20 protein-coding genes and 2 tRNA genes are annotated in these 24,406 nt (G+C 61.0%); 19 read left to right on the forward strand and 3 right to left on the reverse strand.

Annotation, left to right across the window (positions count from 1 at the left end; translation table 11 throughout):
- The first annotated feature begins 87 nt into the window (after positions 1–87).
- Entirely contained in the window at positions 88–1,605 is a 1,518-nt protein-coding gene (locus ET524_RS05150; protein ID WP_129423806.1) for an IMP dehydrogenase, read from the forward strand.
- Between the two features lie 54 nt (positions 1,606–1,659).
- Here ET524_RS05150 and ET524_RS05155 read toward each other — a convergent pair whose 3' ends face one another.
- Positions 1,660–2,580, reverse strand: a complete 921-nt coding sequence (locus ET524_RS05155) for a LysR family transcriptional regulator (protein ID WP_129423808.1) — start codon at positions 2,578–2,580, stop codon at positions 1,660–1,662.
- Positions 2,581–2,732: 152 nt separating this feature from the next.
- On the opposite strand from ET524_RS05155, the gene ET524_RS05160 reads away from it, so the two are divergent.
- The 13 genes from ET524_RS05160 (at position 2,733) to ET524_RS05220 (ending at position 12,879) form a co-directional block, all read left to right on the forward strand.
- Positions 2,733–2,808 (forward strand) — tRNA-Lys (locus ET524_RS05160).
- A 35-nt stretch (positions 2,809–2,843) separates the two neighbouring features.
- Positions 2,844–2,917 (forward strand) — tRNA-Gln (locus ET524_RS05165).
- 389 nt (positions 2,918–3,306) lie between these two features.
- On the forward strand, positions 3,307–3,525 hold the full coding sequence (gene infA / locus ET524_RS05170) for a translation initiation factor IF-1 (protein WP_042436934.1): 219 nt from the start codon (positions 3,307–3,309) through the stop codon (positions 3,523–3,525).
- 100 nt (positions 3,526–3,625) lie between these two features.
- On the forward strand, positions 3,626–3,739 hold the full coding sequence (gene rpmJ, locus ET524_RS05175; RefSeq protein WP_006363204.1) for a 50S ribosomal protein L36: 114 nt from the start codon (positions 3,626–3,628) through the stop codon (positions 3,737–3,739).
- A gap of 22 nt (positions 3,740–3,761) precedes the next feature.
- Complete coding sequence (gene rpsM, locus ET524_RS05180; protein WP_129423810.1) at positions 3,762–4,130, forward strand: 30S ribosomal protein S13; 369 nt, start codon at positions 3,762–3,764, stop codon at positions 4,128–4,130.
- A 16-nt stretch (positions 4,131–4,146) separates the two neighbouring features.
- Positions 4,147–4,545: a 30S ribosomal protein S11 gene (rpsK, locus tag ET524_RS05185; RefSeq protein WP_129423812.1), complete on the forward strand. Its 399-nt coding sequence runs from the start codon at positions 4,147–4,149 to the stop codon at positions 4,543–4,545.
- Between the two features lie 19 nt (positions 4,546–4,564).
- Positions 4,565–5,161, forward strand: a complete 597-nt coding sequence (gene rpsD, locus ET524_RS05190; RefSeq protein ID WP_129423814.1) for a 30S ribosomal protein S4 — start codon at positions 4,565–4,567, stop codon at positions 5,159–5,161.
- 29 nt (positions 5,162–5,190) lie between these two features.
- Positions 5,191–6,141 (forward strand): DNA-directed RNA polymerase subunit alpha, encoded by a 951-nt coding sequence (locus ET524_RS05195; RefSeq protein WP_129423816.1) that lies wholly within the window; start codon positions 5,191–5,193, stop codon positions 6,139–6,141.
- A 12-nt stretch (positions 6,142–6,153) separates the two neighbouring features.
- Positions 6,154–6,657, forward strand: a complete 504-nt coding sequence (gene rplQ, locus ET524_RS05200) for a 50S ribosomal protein L17 (protein ID WP_129423818.1) — start codon at positions 6,154–6,156, stop codon at positions 6,655–6,657.
- 239 nt (positions 6,658–6,896) lie between these two features.
- Positions 6,897–7,640: an energy-coupling factor transporter transmembrane component T family protein gene (locus tag ET524_RS05205; protein WP_161566607.1), complete on the forward strand. Its 744-nt coding sequence runs from the start codon at positions 6,897–6,899 to the stop codon at positions 7,638–7,640.
- Positions 7,641–7,781: 141 nt separating this feature from the next.
- On the forward strand, positions 7,782–9,074 hold the full coding sequence (gene eno, locus ET524_RS05210; RefSeq protein ID WP_129423822.1) for a phosphopyruvate hydratase: 1,293 nt from the start codon (positions 7,782–7,784) through the stop codon (positions 9,072–9,074).
- Positions 9,075–9,204: 130 nt separating this feature from the next.
- Complete coding sequence (leuS, locus tag ET524_RS05215) at positions 9,205–11,778, forward strand: leucine--tRNA ligase (protein ID WP_129423824.1); 2,574 nt, start codon at positions 9,205–9,207, stop codon at positions 11,776–11,778.
- A 465-nt stretch (positions 11,779–12,243) separates the two neighbouring features.
- Positions 12,244–12,879, forward strand: coding sequence for a SanA/YdcF family protein (locus ET524_RS05220; protein ID WP_201738676.1), 636 nt, complete (start codon positions 12,244–12,246; stop codon positions 12,877–12,879).
- Positions 12,880–13,214: 335 nt separating this feature from the next.
- Here the strand turns inward: ET524_RS05220 and ET524_RS05225 are convergent, their stop codons facing one another.
- A complete protein-coding gene (locus tag ET524_RS05225; RefSeq protein ID WP_201738677.1) occupies positions 13,215–15,293 on the reverse strand; it encodes a response regulator transcription factor in 2,079 nt (692 codons plus the stop codon).
- Positions 15,294–15,603: 310 nt separating this feature from the next.
- On the opposite strand from ET524_RS05225, the gene ET524_RS05230 reads away from it, so the two are divergent.
- The gene (locus tag ET524_RS05230) at positions 15,604–17,097 is read left to right on the forward strand and encodes an FAD-dependent oxidoreductase (protein WP_129423828.1); all 1,494 of its coding nucleotides are present in this window, start codon (positions 15,604–15,606) and stop codon (positions 17,095–17,097) included.
- Between the two features lie 33 nt (positions 17,098–17,130).
- Positions 17,131–17,838 (forward strand): cytochrome c3 family protein, encoded by a 708-nt coding sequence (locus ET524_RS05235; protein ID WP_129423830.1) that lies wholly within the window; start codon positions 17,131–17,133, stop codon positions 17,836–17,838.
- A 378-nt stretch (positions 17,839–18,216) separates the two neighbouring features.
- On the opposite strand, the gene ET524_RS11715 is transcribed toward ET524_RS05235, so the two are convergent.
- Entirely contained in the window at positions 18,217–20,079 is a 1,863-nt protein-coding gene (locus ET524_RS11715; RefSeq protein WP_201738678.1) for a helix-turn-helix domain-containing protein, read from the reverse strand.
- A gap of 397 nt (positions 20,080–20,476) precedes the next feature.
- Between ET524_RS11715 and ET524_RS05245 the strand changes: the two genes are divergently transcribed.
- Genes ET524_RS05245 through ET524_RS05255 form a run of 3 tightly spaced genes read left to right on the forward strand, consistent with a single transcriptional unit; the run spans position 20,477 to position 24,382 of the window.
- Entirely contained in the window at positions 20,477–22,888 is a 2,412-nt protein-coding gene (locus ET524_RS05245; protein ID WP_129423832.1) for a DMSO/selenate family reductase complex A subunit, read from the forward strand.
- A 14-nt stretch (positions 22,889–22,902) separates the two neighbouring features.
- Complete coding sequence (locus ET524_RS05250) at positions 22,903–23,523, forward strand: DMSO/selenate family reductase complex B subunit (protein WP_129423834.1); 621 nt, start codon at positions 22,903–22,905, stop codon at positions 23,521–23,523.
- A 1-nt stretch (position 23,524) separates the two neighbouring features.
- A complete protein-coding gene (locus ET524_RS05255) occupies positions 23,525–24,382 on the forward strand; it encodes a dimethyl sulfoxide reductase anchor subunit family protein (RefSeq protein ID WP_129423836.1) in 858 nt (285 codons plus the stop codon).
- Positions 24,383–24,406: the final 24 nt, after the last annotated feature.

Raw genomic sequence — 24,406 nt, forward strand, 5'->3', positions numbered from 1 at the left:
TTGCCGTTCCGTTCTCGCAATCGGCCGCTTCGCGTGACTATAATATCTAGCAACAAATTCCCGTTGCGAGAAAAGGAGCCCTCTCCCATGGCTTATTACTACGACGAGCCGTCACGTACGTTCAACGAGTATCTTCTGGTACCTGGTCATACGCCTGCAACGTGCATACCGGCGTCGGTGAGCCTGAAAACCCCGCTGGTCAAGTACCGTAAGGGCCAGGAAGAGTGCCCGCTTACGCTGAACATCCCCATGGTCAGCGCCATCATGGCCGCCGTTTCCGACGACAATATGGCCGTTGCCCTGGCAACCGAGGGCGGCCTTAGCTTCATTTACGGTAACCAAACCATCGAGCAGGAAGCTGCCATGGTTGCGCGCGTGAAGAACTACAAGGCTGGCTTCGTGGAGTCCGACGCGAACCTGTCGCCCGAGATGACGCTGAACCAGGTTGTGGAGCTGAAGGAGGCCACGGGCCATTCCACTATGCCCGTCACTGACGATGGCTCTGCGCATGGCAAGCTGCTGGGCGTGGTGACCGAGCGCGATTACCGCCTGTCCCGCATGACCGGTGAGGAAAAGGTCGCCGAGTTCATGACGCCGCTGGAGAAGCTGGTCACCGCTTCTGCGGACACGTCGCTCAAGGAAGCTAACGACATCATCTGGGATCACAAGCTGAATTCCCTGCCGCTGGTGGACGCCGAGGGCAAGCTGACCTACATGGTGTTCCGCAAGGACTACGACAACCATAAGTCCAACCCTAACGAGATGCTTGACGGCCACAAGCGCTACATGGTGGGCGCCGGTATCAACTCCCGCGACTACGCCGAGCGCGTTCCCGCCCTGGTGGAAGCCGGTGCGGACGTGCTGTGCATCGACAGCTCCGAGGGCTATTCCGACTGGCAGAAGATGACCATCGAGTGGGTGCGCGAGCACTACGGCGACTCCGTGAAGATTGGTGCCGGCAACGTAGTTGACGGCGAAGGCTTCCGCTTCTTGGCCGAGGCGGGCGCGGACTTCGTGAAGATCGGCATTGGCGGCGGTTCCATCTGCATCACGCGCGAGACGAAAGGCATCGGCCGCGGTCAGGCTACGGCCACCATCGAGGTTGCCAAGGCCCGCGACGAGTACTTCAAGGAAACCGGCATCTACGTGCCCATCTGCTCCGACGGCGGCATCGTCTACGACCATCACATCTCCCTGGCGCTGGCCATGGGCGCCGACTTCGTCATGCTGGGCCGTTACTTCGCCCGCTTCGACGAGTCCCCGTCGGCCAAGGTCATGGTCAACGGCACCTACATGAAGGAATACTGGGGCGAGGGTTCTGCCCGTGCCCGTAACTGGGGTCGCTACGACCTGGGCGGCAAGAAGTCGCTCAGCTTCGAAGAGGGCGTGGACAGCTACGTGCCCTACGCCGGCCCGCTTAAGGACAGCATTGCGGTGACGCTGCTGAAGATCAAGTCCACCATGTGCAATTGCGGCGCACTTACCATTCCCGAGTTCCAGGACAAGGCGAAGCTGACGGTTATCAGCTCCACGTCCATCGTCGAGGGCGGCGCGCACGACGTTCTGCTCAAGGACAAGGCGCCCTACGCCTCCAACATGCGCTAATTGGTTTCGCCGGCCTGCCGGCCGGCGAACTGACTTTTCCAGGCCGTCGACCCCTTACCGCGGGTCGACGCCTTCGCTTTCGCTGATGATGCGGTGCAGCTCTTCGATGTAGCGGTCAAGCAGCGGGGAGGGCTTGCGCTCGTTGTGCATGATGTAGCCGACGGTCATGCGCTCGTCGGTATCAAGCGGGATGCTCACAATGCCCGTGTGCATTTCGCTTGACAGCACGCCGGTGGACAGCGTGTAGCCGTTGTAGCTGGTCAGCAGGTTGGAAAGCGTGCCGCGGTCCGAAATGCGGATGTTGCGCGTGTGCTCAACGTAGCTCAGCGGCTCTTCGGAATAATAGAACGAGTTCGTGGTGCCTTGCTCGAAGCTATAGCGTGGCCATTCGGTCAGCTCGTCGGGCTTGATGATGTTGCGATGCGCCAGCGGGTGGTTTTCGCCCACGAACACATGAACGCCGGCGTCGAACAGCGGGAAAAACGCCACGTCAGCATCGTCGAACGCCTTTTGCATCACACGCTGGTTGAATGCGTCAAGGTACAGCACGCCCACCTCGCTGCGGAATGACCGCACATCGTCGATGATCTGGGCCGTGGTGGTTTCTCGCATGATGAAATCGAAGTAGTCGCCGTCGCATTGCTCCACCACATTCACGAACGCCTGCACGCTGAACGCGTAATGCTGCGTGGAAACCGCCAGGCGTGCCTGCGGCTTCTCCTTGTTCGCGTAGCGCGCCTCAAGCATGTTCGCCTGCTCGATAACCTGGCGCGCGTAACCCAAAAGCTCGGTGCCGTCGTTCGTCAGCGTGACTCCGCGGTTGCTGCGCGTAAATATGGAGATGCCTAGCTCCTGCTCAAGTTCCTTAATGGCGGTCGAAAGGTTCGACTGCGAGGCGTACAGGTTCTGCGCGGCGGCGTTGATGGAGCCATATTCCGCGATGGCAATTAAATAGCGAAGCTGTTGCAGCGTCATGGCGGGCCTTCCTTCGTGAAGAACTGATGGCGGTTAGTGCCGCCATTCTAAGCCAGGATATCGGTTTTCGGTATAACGAAACGAATTCTCCGATTTTCCGTTGACCGAAAAACCTGACGCCGCTACAATAGATAGCCGCACATATGCGAAGTGGGCCTTTAGCTCAGTCGGTAGAGCAGGGGACTTTTAATCCCAAGGTCGTGGGTTCGATCCCCACAGGGCCCACCATTTCATGTGCTGCCGCTTCGGCGGACCGAATGCACTGGGCCATCGTCCAACGGCAGGACTCTGGTTTTTGGTACCAGCTACCTAGGTTCGAATCCTAGTGGCCCAGCCAGCGAAACTTAAAGCCTTCCATCGCGGAAGGCTTTTCTTTTGCAATCCTTGCGCAGCGGCGGGTGGATTGCGGAAAACTTCTCCACAAGTCTTGACGGCTGAAAGGGAAGGGCTATCATTTACAGAATCTGAACGCGAAACGCAACTCATTCACTCCAGCGCGTTATAGCCGACAAGGCGGCTGCGCCAAGCGCGAATACCTGGCGGCCTCTCCCAATCCAAGTGGTGAAGGCTGCGCGGCATCTAGACCGCACGCCTGACATGCAGGTACTTCAAAAGCCAAGAGCTTATCTGGTCTTGTGCGCTTTATGTATTTCTCCCACACAATCGAATATTTTTGGTATCATTCCGGATTGCTGCGAAAAGACGAATTAGTTTGAAGGAGCACCGTTGACCAAGCAAGATGTTATCGAACTGGGCGGTAAGGTTCTTGAAGCCCTGCCGAACGCCATGTTCAAGGTGGAGCTGGAAAACGGCCACCAAATCCTGGCCCACATTTCCGGCAAGATGCGTATGCATTACATCAAGATCTTGCCCGGCGACAAGGTGACGGTCGAGCTGTCCGTCTACGACTTGAACCGCGGGCGCATCACGTACCGCTTCAAGTAGTCTCAGCCTGCGCGCAAGCCGGCGCGCTACTGTCCCCGAGAACAATCACCAGCGGCTGGGTGTGTACATATAGGACCGCATTAACCGAAAGGAAATTGAAATGAAGGTACGTCCTTCGGTCAAGAAAATGTGCGACAAGTGCAAGATCATTCGACGCCATGGCAAGGTCCTCGTGATTTGCGAGAACCCCCGTCATAAGCAGCGTCAAGGCTAGGAAGAAAGAGGAGATATTACCTATGGCACGTCTTGTTGGTGTCGACCTTCCTCGCGGCAAGCGCATTGAAGTCGGCTTGACCTACATTTACGGCATTGGCCTGACCACGTCCAAGAAGATCTTGGCCGAGACGGGCATCAACCCCGACACGCGCACGAACGACCTCACCGAGGAAGAGCTCGTGAAGCTCCGCGACTACATCCAGGGCAACCTCAAGGTTGAGGGCGATCTGCATCGCGAGGTTTCTCAGAACATTAAGCGCCTTATGGAAATCGGCTGCTACCGTGGCCTGCGTCACCGCAAGGGCCTGCCCGTTCGCGGTCAGCGCACCCACACGAACGCTCGTACCCGCAAGGGTCCGCGCAAGCAAATCGGCGGCAAGAAGAAGTAAGTAAGGGAGCTAAGAAGTGGCAACTAAGAAAAACGTGCGCACGCGCATCAAGCGCTCCGAGCGCAAGAACATTGCCGTTGGTGCTGCGCATATCAAGTCTACGTTCAACAACACCATCGTCAGCATCACCGATCCTCAGGGCAACGTGATCTCTTGGCAGTCCGCCGGTACCGTCGGCTTCAAGGGCTCTCGTAAGTCCACGCCGTTTGCCGCGCAGATGGCTGCTGAGGCTGCCGCCAAGACGGCTATGGAGCACGGCCTGAAGAAGGTCGCCGTGTACGTGAAGGGCCCGGGTTCTGGTCGCGAGACCGCTATCCGTTCCCTGCAGGCGACCGGCCTGGAAGTTTCCAGCATTCAGGACTGCACCCCCATCCCGCACAACGGCTGCCGCCCCAAGAAGCGTCGTCGCGTGTAACTGAAAGGATCTATTTACTATGGCTATCAATAGAACTCCGGTTCTTAAGCGCTGCCGCCAGCTGGGCCTGGATCCCGTCGTGCTGGGTTACAGCAGCAACAAAACCTCCAAGCGCGAGCCCAAGCGTCGTCGTAAGGAATCCGAGTACGCGATGCAGCTGCGCGAGAAGCAGAAGGTCAAGTTCATCTACGGCGTGCTGGAGAAGCAGTTCCACGGCTACTTCAACAAGGCTAAGTCCATGCCCGGCATCACCGGCGACAACCTGATGATCATCCTCGAGTCCCGTCTCGACAGCGTTATCTTCCGTCTGGGCTTTGCTCGCACCCGCAAGGAAGCTCGTCAGATTGTGACCCACGGTCACATCACCGTGAACGGCCGTCGCGTGGACATCCCGTCCTACCGCGTCAAGGCCGGCGACAAGATTGCTGTTGCTGACAAGTCCAAGGAACTGCTGGTCATCAAGAGCGCTCTCGTTTCCAACGCTCGTTTCCAGGTGCCTGCTTGGCTGGAAGTTGACATCGAGAAGCTGCAGGGCAGCGTTCTTGCTCTTCCGACCCGCGATCAGATTGATCTCGACATCCGCGAACAGCTCATCGTCGAGCTCTACTCCAAGTAATCGCGCGATAGTAAGGAGGCTTACCCAACATGACAGAGTTCATGAGGCCGACGGTAACAACGGAAGAAGTCAACGATACTGTTGCGCGTTTCATCGTGGAACCGCTGGAGCGTGGCTACGGCTATACGCTGGGTAACAGCATGCGTCGCGTTCTGCTGTCTTCTCTGGACGGCGCCAAGGCGACGGCCATCCAGATCGAAGGTGTGCAGCACGAGTTCACCACGGCCGAGGGCGTCATCGAGGATATCACCGATATCGTCCTGAACGTCAAGGGCCTGGTCTTCTCGGCTCTGAGCGATGACATCGAAGAGGCTACGGCGCATGTGTCCGCCGAGGGTCCCTGCGTTGTCACCGGTGCGGACCTGCAGGTTCCCGCCGAGTTCACGCTGATCAACCCCGAGCATGTTATTGCCACGGTTGCCGACGGCGGCCAGCTTGACATGACGGTGCGCATCGGTGTGGGCCGCGGTTACGTGTCTGCTGAGCGCAACAAGCGCACGGAAGACCCCATCGGCGTCATCCATGTCGACTCGCTGTTCTCCCCGGTTCGTCGTTGCACGATGAACGTCACCGACACCCGCGTGGGTCAGCGCACCGACTACGATAAGCTGGTTCTGGAAGTTGAGACGGACGGCTCCATTGCGCCTATCGACGCAGTCACCCGCGCCGCCAACATCATCAACCAGTACATGGGTGCGTTCCTCAGCCTGACCAGCACCCCCGAAGAGGAAGAGGGCGAAGTGCCGTCCATCTTTGCTCCGGAGGGTCAGGAGTCGAACGCCGAGCTTGACAAGCAGATCGAAGACCTCGACCTGTCCGTCCGCTCGTACAACTGCCTGAAGCGTGCCGGTATCCACTCGGTGCGCCAGCTGGTCGAGTTCTCCGAGAACGACCTGCTGAACATCAGGAACTTTGGTGCGAAGTCCATCGAGGAAGTGAAGGACAAGCTTATTTCCATGGACCTCAATTTGAAGCAATAGGAGATACCTACCATGAGGCATAACTACAAGGGCCGCAAGCTGGGCACCGACTTCGCCCACACTAAGGCCATGAAGCGTTCCCTGGTGCAGGCGCTGTTCTTGAACGACCGCATCAAGACCATCGAGTCCCGCGCCAAGGAAATCCGCCCCGATGTTGACAAGATCATCACCTGGGCGAAGAAGGGCGACCTGCACAGCCGTCGTCTGGCCATCGCTGCGCTGGGCAACGACAAGGAGCTCGTCCGCGAGATCTTCGAGAAGGTCGCGCAGGGCATGTTCGCCGATCGTCAGGGTGGCTACACCCGCATCATGAAGCTGGGCAACCGCAAGGGCGACAATGCTCCCATGGTTATCATGGAGCTGTGCACCGAGCCGGTGGCCAAGAAGGCTGAGAAGGCCGCTGCCCCGAAGGCTGCTCCGAAGAAGGTCGAGGCTGTTGAGGAGCCGAAGGCCGAGGAGAAGGCTGAGGAAGCTGCTGAGGCTCCCGAGGCTGCTGCCGAGGAGAAGGCCGAATAAGCTCAGGCTTTCAAGCAAAACTCGTTTTGAAAGGACCCTTCGGGGTCCTTTCTTTTTTCAAACAACTAGGTCGCGTGCGCTAAACCTGACAGGGGACAGGTCACTTGTCAGGTTTTGAGACTTTGCCATGCTTGTATCGACGAGGGGTGAGAGCCCCTGATACTGCGCGCATGTCGTTATTGGCAAGGTCGAAAGCGCTTGCTATAAGCATCAAGCCTGCGTGCGCTATACTTCGCTTCATGCAATTGCAGACGAGCGCATATATTCCGGGTTCCAGCATCGTTCATGCGTGCGACGCGCGCGTGAAGGTGATGCTGCTGTTTGGATTTACCATCTCGCTGTTTTGGGTGGATTCCTGGGTGGGGCAGGGTCTGCTTGCGGCGTTGTTCGTTGCGTCAATTTTGCTTGCGCGAATTCCGGTTGTGCGGGTGCTTGCCATGGGGATTCCCGTATATGTGTTGGCGGCATTTACGGTGGTGTTCGCATCGATAAACCAGCAGGTGGGGCTTGGACTGGGAGTTTTCTACGGCATCCGCATGATTTTACTGGTGTTGGCAAGTTTGGCGGTGGTGCTTACCACTACGTCTTCGCAGCTGACCGATGCCTTGCAATCGTTTTTGCGGCCGCTTCGCGTGCTGAAAGTCCCCGTTGACGATTTCGCTATGGTGGCCTGTATGGCGCTGCGTTTTATCCCCGTGATGGCACAGGAGCTGTGCGCAGTGCATGACGCCCAGTGGTCGCGCGGTGCTCCGTTTACGGATGGCAGCCTTCTGAAGCGCCTGTCTGCATGGTCATCGGTGTTCATTCCTCTGTTCGTTGGCATGTTCCGCCGGGCGGATAAACTGTCCGTTGCCATGGATGCGCGCTGCTATGGGCTTGATGTTAAGCGAAGCGTTTTGCGGCAGCCGCGTATGAACGTTGCTGATGTGGTTTCTCTGGTTGGTGGACTCGCGTTCATGGCGGTTGTTGCGGCGTTCCTGTAATGCGGACTTCCGCGCACGAGCCCATCGTGCCGTCCGTCGGAGCGCGGGGGCGCTGCCGCGCACGCGTGGTATCATGAACCCGTATGGCTTGGTGCAAGTGAGGCGCCAAGGTCAAAGGAAACATCCTACAAGGAGGCATTCATGAGCGTCATCATCGATGTGTTCGGGCGTGAAGTCCTGGACTCTCGCGGCAACCCCACCGTTGAAGTGGAAGTTGTGCTGGAGGATGGTTCCTTCGGTCGTGCGGCTGTTCCCTCCGGCGCGTCTACGGGCGCATTCGAGGCCGTTGAGCTGCGCGATTGCGACAAGGATCGCTATCTGGGCAAGGGCACGCTTGATGCCGTTGGCCATGTGAACGACGAAATTGCCGATGCCCTCATCGGCTTCGAGGCAGACGACCAGCGCGCTATCGACGACGTGATGCTGGAGCTTGACGGCACGGACAACAAGGGCGCTCTGGGCGCAAACGCCATCCTGGGCGTGTCGCTGGCCTGCGCAAAGGCCGCTGCCGAATCCGCCGGCCTGCCCCTGTACAAGTACATCGGCGGTGTGAACGGCCATATCCTGCCCACGCCTATGATGAACATTCTCAACGGCGGCGTGCATGCCGACAACAACGTGGACTTCCAGGAGTTCATGATCATGCCGGTGGGCGCGGAGACGTTCGCCGAGGCGCTGCGCTGGTGCGCCGAGATCTATCACACGCTGAAGAAGGTGCTGCACGAGGCCGGCCTGGGCGGCGGCGTTGGTGACGAGGGCGGCTTCGCGCCGAACTTCACCACGAACGAAGAGCCGCTGCAGTACATCGTGAAGGCTTGCGAGGCTGCTGGTTACAAGCCCGGCGAGGACATCATGTTCGCCATGGACCCGGCATCCACGGAGTTTTACAACGCTGAAACCGGCAAGTACGAATTGGCGGGCGAAGGCCGTGAGCTTACCAGCGCCGAAATGGTGGACTACTGGGAGGCTTTGGTCGACAAGTACCCGATCATCTCCATCGAAGACGGCATGGCCGAGGAGGATTGGAACGGTTGGAAGGCCCTGACCGACCGCATCGGCGACCGCGTGCAGCTGGTGGGCGACGACCTGTTCGTTACGAACTCCAAGCGTCTGGCCAAGGGCATCGAGCTGGGCTGCGCGAACGCCATCCTTATCAAGGTGAACCAGATCGGCAGCCTGTCCGAGACGCTTGACGCCATCGAGATGGCCAAGCAGGCTGGCTATGCGTGCGTTATGTCCCATCGTTCCGGCGAGACCGAGGACACCACCATCGCCGACTTGGCCGTGGCGCTGAACACTGGCCAGATCAAGACCGGCGCCCCGTGCCGCAGCGACCGCGTGGCCAAGTACAACCAGCTGCTGCGCATCGAAGAGGAGCTGGACTCCCAGGCGCAGTACGCCGGCCGCAACGCGTTCTACAACATCAAGCGCTAGCTCGCAAAGCCAAAGACAGGCACTTGTTTGAAATCTCAAGCGCCCTCGCATCGTGCGGGGGCGCTTGTTGTTGCTTGCTGCTACAATGGCTAACGTGTGAATTACCGCGTCAGTCAAGGAAAGATAGACGATGAAACAGTACAACCCTCACGAGATTGAGCCTCGTTGGCAGAAGGTTTGGGAGGACTCCAACCTGCACAAGGTGACGGAAGACCATTCCAAGCCGAAGAAGTACGTGCTTGAGATGTTCCCGTATCCGTCGGGCGACATCCACATGGGCCACGTGCGCAACTACACCATCGGCGACGTGATTGCCCGTTACTCCAAGATGCGCGGCTTCGACGTGCTGCACCCCATGGGCTGGGACGCGTTTGGTCTGCCGGCTGAAAACGCTGCCATCAAACATCATAGCCACCCCGCAAAGTGGACGTACGCGAATATCGAAACGCAGAAGGCCAGCTTCAAGCGCATGGGCCTGTCCTATGACTGGGATCGCACCGTTGTGGCGTGCGACCCCGAATATTACCGCTGGGGCCAGTGGATTTTCCTGCAGTTCTGGAAGCGCGGCCTGGTGGAGCGCCGCAATTCTCCGGTGAACTGGTGCCCGAAGTGCCAGACGGTGCTTGCAAACGAGCAGGTCACCGAAGGTGAATGCTGGCGTTGCAACAGCGCGGTTGAGAAGCGCGACCTGACGCAGTGGTACTTCAAGATCACCGATTACGCGCAGGAGCTGCTTGACGACCTTGATCAGCTGGACGGCTGGCCCGAGCGCGTCAAGCAGATGCAGGCGAACTGGATCGGCCGCTCCGAGGGCGCCGAAGTGAAGTTCACGCTGTGCGACAAAGACGGCAACGTGCCGGAAAACCCCACGGATGACGACCTGATCACCGTGTTCACCACGCGCGCCGATACGCTGTTCGGCTGCAGCTTCTTCCTGCTTGCTCCCGAAAGCCCCATCCTGAAGGGCCTGGTGGAGGGCACGGAATACGAGGCTGCCGTCATGCAGGTGGTCGAGGACGCGAAGAAGATCACCGCTGTTGAGCGCGCGCAGGGCAACAAGGAAAAGCACGGTGCGTTCACGGGCCGCTATGTGGTGAACCCCGTCAACGGCGAGAAGGTGCCCGTATGGGTGGCCGACTACATCGTGGCCGACTACGGCACCGGCGCGGTTATGGCCGTGCCGTGCGGCGACCAGCGCGACTTCGAGTTCGCAAAGAAGTACGACCTGCCTATCATCCCCATCATCTTGGGCGATGACGACCCGCTGTTCGAGCAGCTCAAAGACGAGCAGAACCGCGTGGTCACCCGCGTTGACTGGGATGCGGCCATGGAGGCCGAGGGGCGCCTGGTGCAGTCTGGCAAGTACACGGGCCTGACCGGCGGCAAGCATTCCGAGGGCGAAGAGGCCATCGTCGCCGACCTGGAGGCCATGGGCCGCGGCCGTCGCAAGGTGGAGTTCCGCCTGCGCGATTGGCTGATTTCCCGCCAGCGCTATTGGGGCAACCCCATCCCCATGATTTATTGCGACAAGTGCGGCCTGGTGCCGGTTCCCGAAGAGGACCTGCCGGTGCGCCTGCCCGAGGACATCGACCTGGCTGCCGGCGAAACGCTGGCCACGCACGAGGGTTTCGCGAAGTGCACGTGCCCGAAGTGCGGTGGCGAGGCGCGTCGCGAGACGGACACCATGGACACGTTCACGTGCTCGAGCTGGTATTACCTACGCTACACCGATCCGCACAACACCGAGCTGCCGTTCGATAGCGCCAAGACGAACCGCTGGATGCCCGTTGACCAGTACATCGGCGGCATTGAGCACGCAATTTTGCACTTGCTGTACAGCCGCTTCTTCACGAAGGTGCTGCGCGACATGGGCATGGTGGACTTTGACGAGCCGTTCAAGAACCTGCTGTGCCAGGGCATGGTGCTTGACGAGCACGGCGACGTTATGAGCAAGTCGAAGGGCAACGTCATCTCGCCCGAGGACATGATCGCCGGTTACGGCTGCGATGCCGTGCGCGCGTACATCCTGTTCATGGCTCCGCCTGACAAGGAACTGCAGTGGAACGAGGACGGCCTGGCCGGCATGCACAAGTTCCTCAACCGCGTGTGGCGCATGGTGAACGACCTGGCGGGTGCGGCCGACGAGGACACGCTGTTCCAGCCCGGCGCCTCCGACGCCGACGTTACGGCAGCGCGCAAGGTGCTGCTGCGCGAGCGTCACCGTGTGGCGGGCAAGGTTGTGGACGACTTCGACCGCAACAACTTCAACACCGCCATCGCCGCCATCATGGAGCTGGCCAACGCTGCGGGCGACTACCTGCGCAAGGTCGGCCCCGAGCAGCGCGCCGCTTCCGCAGATGAGCAGGCATTTGCCACCGAGATTGCCGAGGTGCTGGTGAAGCTGCTGGCGCCTATCTGCCCGCACATGACCGAAGAGCTGTGGCACGACGTGCTGGGTCACGAGGGCTCCATCCACACTGAGGAGTGGCCCGAGTTCGACCCCGAGAAGGCCAAGGACGACGAGGTTGAGCTGGCCGTGCAGGTCAACGGCAAGGTGAAGGCGCGCATCACTGTTGCGGCCGATGCTGCCGAGGACGACGTGAAGGCCGTGGCGCTTGAAGCCGTGAAGGCCGCCGTGGAGGGCAAGGACCTGAAGAAGGTTATCGTGGTGCCCGGCCGCCTGGTAAACATTGTGGCCAAATAGCGAATAGCGTTTCGGCGCTTTCGCGAAGGCAACCGCTGCGGGCGGTGCTGCAGAACATGCGGCACCGCCCGCTTTTTGTTTGGGCGGGGTTGCAGGAGGCGCGATGGACGACAAGGCTCGATGGTGGATGGAGAGTGGCGCGGGGGCGGATGGGGGAACCCGGTGGGTGTGCGGGCGCAAGACGCTCCGGCGGCGATGCTGAGTAGCAGGGGGCGGCGATAGTAAGGTGGTAGCGTCCGGGCCCTTTGCCATTCCTCTGGTGACGCTAGCCATGCCCCTGTTGCCTGGAGCGTTCGTGGGAACCTTAAGGAAGCCTTTGGGCTCTTTGCTTTTCCGGTTAAGTTTGAGTGACGTTGTTGCGCCGTTATTCGCAAACGCTTGCGAGGGGCTTTCGCCGTTTGCTATTGTCGGTTGCCTATGAGCAGTGCGAAGAAACATAAGGGATGCCTAAGGCGGGTGCTGGATATGGTCGTAGCCGTTGCGCTTGCGATCGTTGCGGTGTTTGCCGTGACGAATGTGGCGACCATCGTGGGGGCGAAGGGTTCCATCGTGAGCGCCGATGAAGCCAGCATCAGCAGTGCGGACGCCATTGTGGTGCTGGGCGCATCCGTGTTCGCCGATGGCACGCCGTCGGGCATTTTGCAAGACCGTCTGGACGACGGCATCGCGCTGTATTTCGCCGGAGTTGCGCCGAAACTTATCATGAGCGGCGACAACGGCACCGAATCGTACAACGAGGTGCGCGTTATGAAGCAATACGCCATTGCGCAAGGCGTGCCCAGCGAGGACATCTTCTGCGACCACGCGGGGTTCTCCACGTACGAAAGCATGTATCGCGCGAAGTACGTGTTCGGGTGCCAGCACATTGTGGTGGCAACGCAGACGTATCACCTGTATCGCGCGCTGTGGTCGGCGAAAAGCCTGGGGATGCAGGCTACGGGCGTGCCGAGCGACTATCACGAGTACCAAAAGCAGCTGCAGTACGACATACGCGAGGTGCCCGCGCGCACGAAAGACTTCTTCAAGGCGTTGTTCCGCATGCCTTCAACGTATGTGGGCGATGCCATCAGCCTTGACCAGGACGGCGACGTGACGAACTGATGGCCGGCTGGCTAGCCGCGAGGCCCGCTCGGCAGTTTGCGGCGCAAGGTTGGCAGGGATCAGAGGTTTTGTAGTTCGAGCGCGAAACTTTGCGTGAGGCTGGCAAGAATCAGGGGTTTCTGTAGCCGAAGGTCGCGAAATCGGTTGTGCTGGCAAGAAACCCGCAATTCTGTAGCTATATCTGGCTTGCCGAGGGCTCTTTTGGCACGAATCCTCGATTTCTGTATCTTGCAAGCCGAAAGGGAGCTACAGGAAGCCTTATTTCTTGCCAGAATTTTGATTCAGGAGCGCTGCATCTACAGAAAGCTTGAATTCTTGCCATACACCGGGGTCGCTTATGAGTGCGTGCGATTCTCGAAGAGGCTGATGAGCTCCTCGCGGGAGTGGATGCCTAGCTTCGCGTAGACGTTTTTCGAGTGCGTGCGCACGGTGTTTTCCGAGATGAAAAGTTCGTTTGCAATGAAGGTCTTGCTGCGCCCGCGCGCGATGAGCAGCGCGACGTCGATTTCGCGAGCCGTTAGGCCGTGCTTGGTGCGCAGCCATTCTCGCACCTGCTCGTCGGAGCTTGCCACTGCGGGCTTTTCGAGCTGCGCGCCGGGCGTGGAGCTTTTCGTCTGCGGGGCGGGGCCTTCCGCGTGAGGTTCCGCTTGGGTTCGCGAATCTGGAGCGGCGGTTTCGCAATTTGCTGGGAGAGCGGCGGAACTTGCTGCTGCGACGTTGGCTGCTGTGCTGCCTTCGCTTTCCGTCTCGTAAGCGGCGGGACCTGAAGCAGTGCGGCTGGCTGCTGCTTCGCCGGATTCGTCGTCGTAGATGAAGAGCTTGCGCGTGCGGGGGAGGTTGTCCGTCAGCAGGCATACCATGCTCAGCGACAGCGCGAACACGATGACGCCGAGCACGGCGCTTTCCGATTGCGTCATGGGCGACAGGGCGAAAACCACGGTGCGGCCCAGGTTACGCGACAGCACGCGCGCGGCCCAGGCGCCGCCGAAGATGACGAACGGGTGCAGCGACGAGTGACGCGCCACGTCTTGCGCGGTGATGAACAGCACGCACAGCATCAGCATGTCAGCGATGTTGACGATTGCCACGGCAATTTCCGTGGCGGCGCCCGGAAGCACCATCAGGATAAACGCACCGGTTGCGGCGATGACGATTTCAAGGCGCCACAGCAAAGAGAAACTGATGTGCCGGCCTTTCGCGCCGATCCACCACAGAAAGCCGGCGCTGATGGCCACTACGCCAAGCTGGTGAACGAAGCGCACGGGAAGGCCGAACGGCACGGGGCTGCCTGCGGGAAACCCGCGCGAGAGGCCCAGCGCCAGGCCGAAGACGGCGATGCCGCCGATGATGAGGGCAAGCGAAAGCTTCGGCTCGTTGTCATAGGGGTGGCTGGCGGCTTTCCCAAAACGCATGGTAGCCGCGTCGGCGTTGCGGCCGGGCGTTTGCGTGCTGGCGGTCTCGCGGTTCTCGTTTGTCGGCGTGGTTTGCGCGTCGCTAGCGTTTGCGGCTAGCGGAGTTGCGCCGTGGCTGTTGCCTGCCAGTTCACCAAGCGGCATGTCGCCGGTGTACGTACGTGTGCGCTCGAAGCACAGGAGGGAAAGCGCGGGCATGAACAGGCTAGCGATATAGCGCGACCCCTCGGGCAGGAAGCTGACCGCAAGCCCGCCGAGCGAGCCGAGCGCCAGCGAGGCGAACGCGTACATGAGCGCAGGTTTCAGCGGCAAGCGTGTGTAGGCGCATGCCCACATGCCGCCGCCGAACGCGCCGGCCACGCCGACCAGCAGCGCGCCTGCCGTGGCAACCGCGCCGGCGTTCGGCGCGAGCCCGGCCAGCATCAGCAGCGGGGCGACCAGCATGAGCGCTGCGGCAATGAAGGCGATGGCGTGCTCGGTGCGCGGTGTGGGCGGCTTGCGCCATGCGACGGCCGCGGCTATCAAGAACGTCAGGCCGTACGTGAGGTTGCTGAGGATGGTGATGATGCCGTTGTCCGACTGCGCGTAGCCGCCGAATTCGTTGACTTGCAGCCAAACGCGCAGTGCGGCAAGGCCCAGAAAGCACGGCATGAATGGCGCGCCGAACCAGCGGGAAAGCGCACCGTTGCTCGATGATTGGGATTGCGATGAATTTGCGCCTGCGCCTGTGTCCTCATGCCCGGCATGCGGGGCGGTGTGGGTGGTGCTTAAGTTTGCGGGCGCGCTGGCGGCATGGGTATAAGCTGCTGCGCCCGATGCGTCTTGGGTTTGCGACGCGGAGTGATTGGCGGCGGAAACGCTATCTGACTCATTGGCCACCACGCAAGCGAAACTCGTGCCGCCCGGAGCGTCTGGCACGTTGCCCACGTTATACGGTGCGGCGGCGCAAAATGTCGCATTCCGTCGTGCGTCCGTGCCGTTGGTGCCGGGTTGTGCGGCCATGCTGTTGCTTCCCTTCTTTTATATTCTCGCAAATTATAACAGGCTGCCAGGGTGTACGGTCGTAAGCGTTTGCAGCCTGCAAAAAGGTACCTCGCACGAACCGTGTGAGGATAAAACACCAGGTCACATGCTTGTATAGAAATCACCCGCTGCATTTTCACACGATAGGTGGCTTCTGGGCGTGCGCGTGCGCGCCTACTATGGGGCGCGTTGAAAGCCCAAGGATGCGAACGGCCGGGAAGGCAAAACGCAGCAGGCTTCCCGCCAAAAGACGGGCGCTGCGCTGTTCGCAACGGAGAAGGAGGGACGGATGAGACAATCCGAAAGCGCGCGGTCGCTGACGCGCCGTCAGTTCGCCACGCTGGTGGGCGGCGGCATGTTGGCGCTGGCGGGCGGTGGCCTGTTCGGCTGCACGCCGAAAAGCGAGGCGTCCGCAAACGTGTCGAAAACGGTGTCGTGCGACGTGCTGGTGGTCGGCGGCGGCGGTGCGGGCGTGTCGGCAGCCGCGATGGCGGCATGCGCCGGCGCGAGCACCATCCTCATCGAGAAGGAGGCGTGGCTTGCCGGGTCGAGCTCGCTGGCGCTTGGCACGCTGTACGGCGCGAACACGCAGATGCAGAAGGAGAAAGGCGTCGACGACAGCGCCGAGGACTTCTTGGCGTACCTGCTCCGTCGCGGCGGCGACAAGCTTGACCGCGACATCCAAGTGATGTGCTCGGAGGAGTTCGGCAAGACCATCGACTGGCTGCGCGAAGACCTGCATGTGCCGTTCAAGGACACGCTGTCGCTGAAAGGCACCGACACGGTGGCCCGCGCCCACAACTGCAAGAACAGCGCCTACGACGCGTTAAGCGCCGTGACGGCGCTGGCGCGCGAGAATGGCGTGCAGTTCCACTTCGGCATGCCGGCCGAATCGCTGGTGGTAGACAACGGCGCCGTTACCGGCGTGCTGGCGCGCAGCGGCGCAGGCGAGCTGGTGCAGTACAGCGCGAAGAAAACCATCATGGCAACGGGTGGCTTCTGCCGCAACCCCGAGATGATCGACAAGTACATGCCCGACTATTCCGGCGTGTACACCGAGGTGGGCGTGGGCTTGACGGGCGAAGGCCTGCAGATGGGCCTGGACATCGGTGCCGACTACGTGGGCCACGGCGGCACAAACGGCATCCTGGCGTGTCCGGTCGAGCCCGGCCAGTCGAAGCTTATCAGCACGAAGGCCATGTGGGTGAACTCTGCGGGCGAGCGCTTCGCCAACGAGGGCGGCCAGACGCACGACATCTACTACCAGGTGGCTCACTTCCACGACCAGAAGTTCTTCGCCGTGTACGACCAGGCCATGTACGACGCGCTGAGCAGCGGGTTGAAGGCAAACTTCGACCGCGGGCTGAAAAGTGGCGTGTTTGCGAAGGGCGATACGGCGGCCGAGGCGGCCGAGGCGTTAGGCATTTCGGGGCAGGCGCTGCAGGCATCGCTGGACGCGTACAACGAGATGGCGCGCGCTGGCGAGGACACGCAGTTCAAGAAGAAGGCGGCGAACCTGGTTCCCATCGAGAAGGCGCCGTTCTACGTGCTGACCATGGGCGTGTGCACGCACGGCAGCTTCGGCGGCTACCACGTGAACACGGATCTGCAGGTGCTTGACACGTCCGGCAACCCCATCCCGAACTACTATTCGGCGGGCGAGGTGTGTTGCGGCTCGTTCATCTACGACGACTACCCGTCGGGTGGTTGCGGCCTGAACTGGTCGTATACGTCCGGCAGGCTTGCGGGCCAGAAGGCCGCGGCTGCGGCGGCGCAGGCGTAACGGGCATCGAGGAAACGTTAGGAGGCAAGAGAAATGACCGAGAACGAAAACCGCGATGAGCGCGCGCAGGGCGAAGGCGCTTCGCCGGCTGCTCCGGCGCCGCGCAGGCATAAGCGCGGCATCACCGTTGCCGTAGTGGTTGTGGCGGTGCTGGTGGTGGCCGGCTGCGGCATGCTGGCGTGGCACGAGACGCCGAGCTTCTGCGGCATAGTGTGCCATACGCCCATGTCAACGTACCTTGACACGTACGAGGCCACGCCGAACACGCAGGGCGTCGACGCGTACGGCAACGAGGTTTCGAACACGAACTCCATGCTGGCCGTTGTGCACGCAAGCGCAGGTCAGGGTTGTATGGGCTGCCACGAGCCCTCGCTTGACCAGCAGATGAGCGAAGGCATGGCGTGGGTTTCGGGCAACTACGAGTACCCGCTGCCCGAGCGCAGCGTGAACGACCTGATGGTGGATTCAGACAAGGACGGCGGCTCTGAGGCATTCTGCCTGAAGAGCGGCTGCCACGACGCCATCGGCATCACGTCGCGCGACGATTTGGAGCAGGCGACGGCCGACATGCCGTTCAACCCGCACACGCGCCAGCACGGCGACATCGACTGCGGCACGTGCCACAAGGCGCACCGCGCGTCCACGCTGTACTGCACGCAGTGCCACGCCGAGGCGGTAGACGAGCTGCCGGCCGGCTGGGTGACGTACCAGGACTCCCAAGCGCAGATCGCCGAGATGTAGCAGTCTGTGCGGCAATAGCCTTGATGGCTGGGACGCGAACCGAATTGGGCTTTGCGCGAGGGGGTGCCGAGATGCGGCACCCCCTCGCGCCGTCTGCGGCGAATCTGAGCGCTGCGGGTGTGATCTTGCGAGCGGAAGGTTGGTTTGGGCAAGAATCGGGGCTTTCTGTAGCTTGGGCGCAAAACTTTGCGCGGGGTGGCAAGAATCGAGGGTTCCTGTATCCCCTTCGGTCCTCAAAGGCTTCGATTTGGCAAGAATTGGGGATGCCTGTATCTCGGGAGGGGGCGAGAAGCTGCAGGAATGGCAGATTCTTGCCAACGGAAGCCGCTATTCGAATTCTAGCTACAGAAAGCCCCGATTCTTGCCATCACAGAGGCGCTATTCCTTGAGGTCTTTCGGGTTGAACGTTTCCACAAGGTCGAGCAGCTCTTGCTTTTTGTGGATGTCGAGCTTGGCGTAGATGCGCTTGCTGTGCGTGCGGATGGTGTTCTCGGACACCACCAGCTGCTCGGCGATGCGTGCGACGGTGTTGCCGCGCGCGATGAGCTCCATAACCTCGGTTTCGCGCGCTGACAGGCGGTAATGCTGGCGCACAAGCGCTGCCTGCTTCGAAAGACGGTCCTGGTACGTGGGGCCGTCGGCGCTCCTGGCGGGTGTGGGCTGCGGGGCCGTGGCGTGATCGTTGGCGGTTGCAATGCCTTGCTCGGCGGTGCTGCGGCCGCCGCTTGCGGATTGCTCGCCAACGGCTTTGCGCGCATCGCTTTCGCCGCGGGCTTCGGCGCTTGCTGTACCGCCCTCGCCGCCGGGGCCCGCATTTCCTTCGACCGCCAGCGGGATGATGATGGGCTTGACGTTGCTGCCCGAGCCTTGGCCCGCGTAGGGGCAGGCGGCGGCGCAGCTGTCAAGCATTACGGTGGCGCGCGCGGTCTCGCCGCCGGGGGCCGCTTCGCCTTCATCAAGATCGGTCAGACGCTCCTCAACATCGGCTGCGCTTAAAGCACCTGCCGCCGCGCCGGCCATAAGCTCGATGTCCTCGGCGTCGGCGCCTGCCAGCGCGCGCTTGAAGCCGCCCTGCCCGATGAAGAACATAAGCCCCAGCAAATACACGGCCACCAGCGCCACGATGGCCGTGGGCTCCATGCCGATGACGCGGATTTGCTCGGCGAACGTGCCGGCCAGAAATCCCACGTCGTGCAGCGCGTATACCACGCCGGCCACGAAGCCGTAGATGAACACGGGGTTGATGCCGCGGTCGCGCGAGACTTGCGCGCATTGGATCATCATAAGCATGATGCCCACGCTGTACACGGCGTACAGGATGGCAGCCTGCCGGCGCGCGTAGCCGATGGTCAAAAACGGCAGCAGCAGAAACGACGTGATGATGATGGGAAACGCCACGCGATAGGCGCCGCTGACGTTCATGCGCACGTTCTTGAACTGCCACAGCACCAGCACGCCGGCACCGGCAACAAGGCAGCCGAGCATGGACATCATGTTCACCAGGCTGCCTACTTGCGGCTCGCCGATGGCAAGCGCGCGCATGACGCCCGCGCAAAACGCCATGGCGCCGATGCACAGAGCGGGGCGCCAGTAGTCGCGCAGTACGCGTCGATACACCTGCGGATGGTCTCGCGGGATGTCGTCGAACATGGGCTGGCGCAGGTCGATTTCGCGGCTTTTCAGCGTGATGGCAAGTGCGAACAGCGGCATGAACACCAGCGGGATCAAAAACGCGGTAACAGCCTGCGGGATGGCATACAGCGCGAAATAGAGAAGCGCGCCGTACGCGGTTCCCAGGATAAGGTCGTGGTTGCCGCGGTCGGCGTCAAGGCTGGCGAACAGGCGCTGCCACAGCATATAGAAGCCCGCTGAGCCAAGGCCCAGCAGCGCGCCGCCGGCTACAACAAGCGGCAGCGCGGCATCGTGAACGTAGATGGCGCCGATAAGGCAGCACCAACCCAGCAGGTACGGCGCGCTGGCAAGCATGACGATGAACTTGCGCGTGGGGCCGGGGAAGTAGTACACACCTACGGCGCTGGCGAAGTAACACAGCGAGAACACAAGCGATTGCGCCAAGAAGAACCAGAACGTGATCTCCGGCGTTTGGAAATTCATGGGCAGAAACGGGAACACGCCGCCCCAAACGCCGGCGGCGTTGATGGCCAAGAACAGCGCATAGCCAAGCGCCGCAACGTTTGGCTTGAACGTGCGTGCTATATCGGAGAAGCGGGTTTGTGCCACGGTCGTCCTCGTCTATGATGGCGCACCGATGCGGTGCGGCCGTCGCCCTTCTTGGCGTTTTCGGCGGCCGCGCCTTGTCGTGCGCAAGCGTTGAGCTGCATGTGCGCGCAGCAATAATCTCCCTTGAACAGTATAGCGTCCCGTAAGGCTCGTTGTGTCACATGTTGCCGCGTGTGATAGCTTTTGACCTGGGTAAACGTAAAATTCGCACGTTTTATGTGACACGACCGCGCAGGCGGCGCGGTAAGGTTTGCCCATCAAATCCGCGCTCAAGGGAATGACGAATCCCGCTGAGGATGGGTGCGGCGCGCGGCGGAAAACGCCGTGCGAAGGAGGCGTGTCTGCCGCAGCAAGAGGCTGTTTCGGCAAGGCGCGAAACGAAACGAAGGGGGAGGCAATGCAAGACATGCCATGCATGAACCGTCGCACGTTCGTCAAGTCGACTGGTGCGCTGGGTGCTCTGGCAGCTGTCGGCGGCGCTGCTGCAACGGGCGCAAACCTGTTCAACGCCACTGAACCTGCGCACGCAGAATCCGAGGAGAAGATCGTCTACACGCATTGCGCCGTGAACTGCGGTTGCTGCTGCGTGTGGAAGTGCCACGTCCAGGACGGGGAAATCAAGTACATCGAGTCCGACAACACGGGCTCCGGCGATTTCGCCGATCCGCAGATGCGCGCTTGCCTGCGCGGCCGCTCTGCTCGCCGCTGGCTGCAAAGCTCCGAGCGCCTGAACTACCCCATGAAGCGCGCGGAGGGTGCAAAGCGCGGCGAAGGCAAGTTCGAGCGCATCTCGTGGGACGAGGCTCTCGACACCATCGCAAGCGAGATGAAGCGTATTCGCGAAAAGTACGGCGACGAGTCCATGTACCTGCAGTACGCCTCTGGCGTGACCATGGGTGTTTGGGGTTCCAGCCCGGTCGGCCGTTTGCTGAACCTTACGGGCGGCTACCTTACCTACTATGGTACGTACAGCAACGGTCAGCTGATGCGTTCTTCTTTCTATACGTATGGCGAAGCGGGCGGCTACGGTAGCAACTATCAAACGTTGCAGGACAACGAGCTTGTGGTCATGTTCGGCTCGAGCCCCGTTGAAACCCGCATGGGCGGCACCGGTCAGGGCAACAACCTGGTGTACGCTCGCGAAAAACACAACCTGCGCATCATCAACATCGACCCGCGCCTGAACGACACGGCAGCTGGCGACAACACCGAGTGGATTCCGATTCGCACGGGCACTGACGCCGCGCTGTGCGCAGCTCTGTCGTATGAGATCATCAACAACGGTTGGGCTGACGAAGAGTTCCTGCACAAGTATTGCGTCGGCTATGACGAGGAGACGCTGCCTGAGTCTGCAAAGGGCAAGAACGCCTCGTACAAAGACTACATCCTGGGCACTGGCTACGACATGACGCCGAAGACCCCTGCATGGGCTTCGAAGATCACGTTGGTTCCCGAACAGCGCATCAAGGACCTTGCTCGCGAAATGCACGAGGCGAACCCTGTGTTCATCACCCAGGGTTACGGCTCTCAGCGCCACTCCAACGGCGAGGCAACGGGCCGTGCCATCATGGTTCTGCCGCAGCTGCTTGGCCAGATCGGCAAGCCGGGCATGAACGACGGCCGCCGCGAAAACAAGATCGGTTTCGCCATGAGCGGCTTCCCCGCGGGCAAAAACGCGGTGAGCACGCAGATTCCGTTCTTCCTGTGGTACAAGGCCATCGAGGCGCCTGAAACCATGACGAACCTGAACTCCGGCATCATGAAGGCCGAGAAGTTGAAGAGCGGCATCAAGTTCCTGTTCAACTATGCCGGCAACGCTTTGACCAACCAGCATTCCGACATCAACCACTCGCACGACGTGCTGGTTGACGAATCGAAGTGCGAGTTCATCGTGTGCTGCGACGTCTTCATGACCGACTCTTGCAAGTACGCTGACATCATTCTGCCTGACCTGACCAGCCAAGAGCAGCTGAGCCTGGTTGGCGCGCCGTACAACGACAACCTGAAGGCCATCATCTACGGCCAGCCGGTGTACGAAGAGAAGTTCGAGCGCCGTGGCATCTACGAGGTGTGCTCGGAACTTGCGAAGCGCCTGGGCGTATACGACGAGTACACCGACGGCGGCAAGACGCGCGAAGACTGGACGAAGAAGCTCTACGAGGACTTCCGTGCGAAGAACCCGCAAATCCCCACGTGGGAAGAGGGCGTCAAGATGGGCTTCTACAAGGAAGAGCGCGTCGGCGAACTTATCGCGCACCAAAAGTTCATTGCTGATCCTGAGGCCAATCCGCTGAAGACTCCTTCCGGCAAGATCGAGATTTACTCCGAGGACCTGGCGAAGATCAGGGACACGTGGGATCTTGAAGAGGGAACCGTTGAGCCGATTCCGTTCTTCGACCCAGGCTTTGAGAGCTACCAGGACCTGAGCGACGAGTACCCGCTGCTGATTCAGGGATTCCACTACAAGGCGCACACGCACTCTTCGTACGCGAACAACCAGATCGTGCAAGATGCTGCTCCGCACTTCGCGTGGATGAACCCTGCCGATGCCGAATCTCGCGGCATCAAGGACGGTGACACCGTGAAGGTGTTCAACGATCGTGGCGAGATTCGCATCCTTGCGAAGGTCACGCCGCGCGCCATGCCTGGCCATGTGTTCATTCCGCAGGGCTCTTGGCACAACGCCGACATGTCTGGCGATCGCGTTGACTACGGTGGATGCATCAACACGCTGACCATTGCGAAGCCGACGCCGCTCGGCAAGTGCAATCCGCAGCACAGCAACGTCGGTCAGGTTGAGAAGGCATAAGGGGGGTAGCAAGGATGACTCAGAAAGCGTTCTTTTTCCATGGTCAGCGCTGCACCGGCTGCAAAACCTGCCAGCTGGCTTGCGCCGACTACCATGATTTGAGCAAAGAGTTCTGGTATCGCCGCGTGTATGAAGTGTGCGACGGCTCTTGGAAGCAGGATTCCGATGGCTGCTGGACGGCGGACACGTTCGCGTACTACACGTCGGTGGCTTGCAACCATTGCGACAATCCGGCGTGCACGAAAGTGTGCCCGACAACCGCCATGCACAAAGATCCCGAAACGGGCCTGGTCACGGTTGATGCCGACAAGTGCATCGGCTGCGGTTACTGCCACATGGCTTGCCCGTACAACGCTCCGCGCGTCGATCGCGAAAAGGGCCATAGCGTGAAGTGCGACGGCTGCGCTGAGCGCGTTGCCGAGGGCAAAATGCCCATCTGCGTCGAGGCGTGCCCGATGCACGCCCTGGAGTTCGGCGATGTCGATGAGATGAAGAAGAAGGGCGAGCAGGCAGATTTCGCGCCGCTGCCCGAGAAAAAGTACACGTCTCCTAACCTGTACGCGACCGCATCGAAGCACGCCGTGCCGAGCGGAAGCGAAAAAGGTAAGGTTATGAATCCCCTGGAGGTGATGTAGCATGATGGCCGAGCTGCCTTTGGCTCTGTTCACCACGCTGGCGCCTGTTGCCGCAGGCGCGTTCATCGCGCTGGCCGTGGCTTTCTTCACCACGAAGTTCTCTGACGAGCAGCTGAAGAAAATCGACCGCATGACCACCATCCCGGTTGTTGTGCTGATCGCGGGCTTCATCTGCGCGTTCTTCCACCTGGCCAACCCCATGCATGCATTCGGCGTGTTCGCCGGCGTGGGTTCAAGCCCGCTGTCAAACGAGCTGGTTGCCGGCTGCGTGTTCGCCGTGCTGGCCATCGTGTACTGGATCGTGGCGCTTGCCGGCAAGCTGGGCGAGGGTGCTCGCAAGGGCTTCTCCGCCGTGGTCGCCGTGATGGCCGTGGTGTTCGCGTGCTTCACGGGCGCTGCCTACATGATGGGCACCATCGCCTCGTGGAACACCCCCATGGTTCCCGTTGCCATCGTGGGCTTCTGCCTGCTGGGCGGCGTGTCTTTGGGCGTGCTGGTGCTGGCGCTGGCCGGCGCTCTTGAGGATGCCGTGGCCGGCAGCTTCAAGATGGCGGCCCTGGTTGTGGCCGCACTTGGCCTGGTGCTGGGCATTGCCGGTACGGTTGCCCAGGTCATGGGCGTCTCCGGCATGAGCAACGCGCTGGTTGACGGCGCCGACCTGGTTGCCGGCGCAACCGCTCCCATGTGGGTGGGCGTCATCTGCCTGGTGGTTGCCGCCGCCGCTGCGTTCGCCGCGCTGCGCAACACGAAGTCCGCGGCGCTGGCCGCCGTGGCCCCCGTGGTTGCCTTGGTGGGCGTGTTCGCTTGCCGCATGGCGTTCTACGCGGTGCAGCTGAGCGTTGGCCTGTACGTCGGCTAGTAGTTTAGCGATTCGATTCGGGGC

It is taken from the genome of Senegalimassilia faecalis (genome assembly GCF_004135645.1).
Classification (GTDB): Bacteria; Actinomycetota; Coriobacteriia; order Coriobacteriales; family Eggerthellaceae; genus Senegalimassilia; species Senegalimassilia faecalis.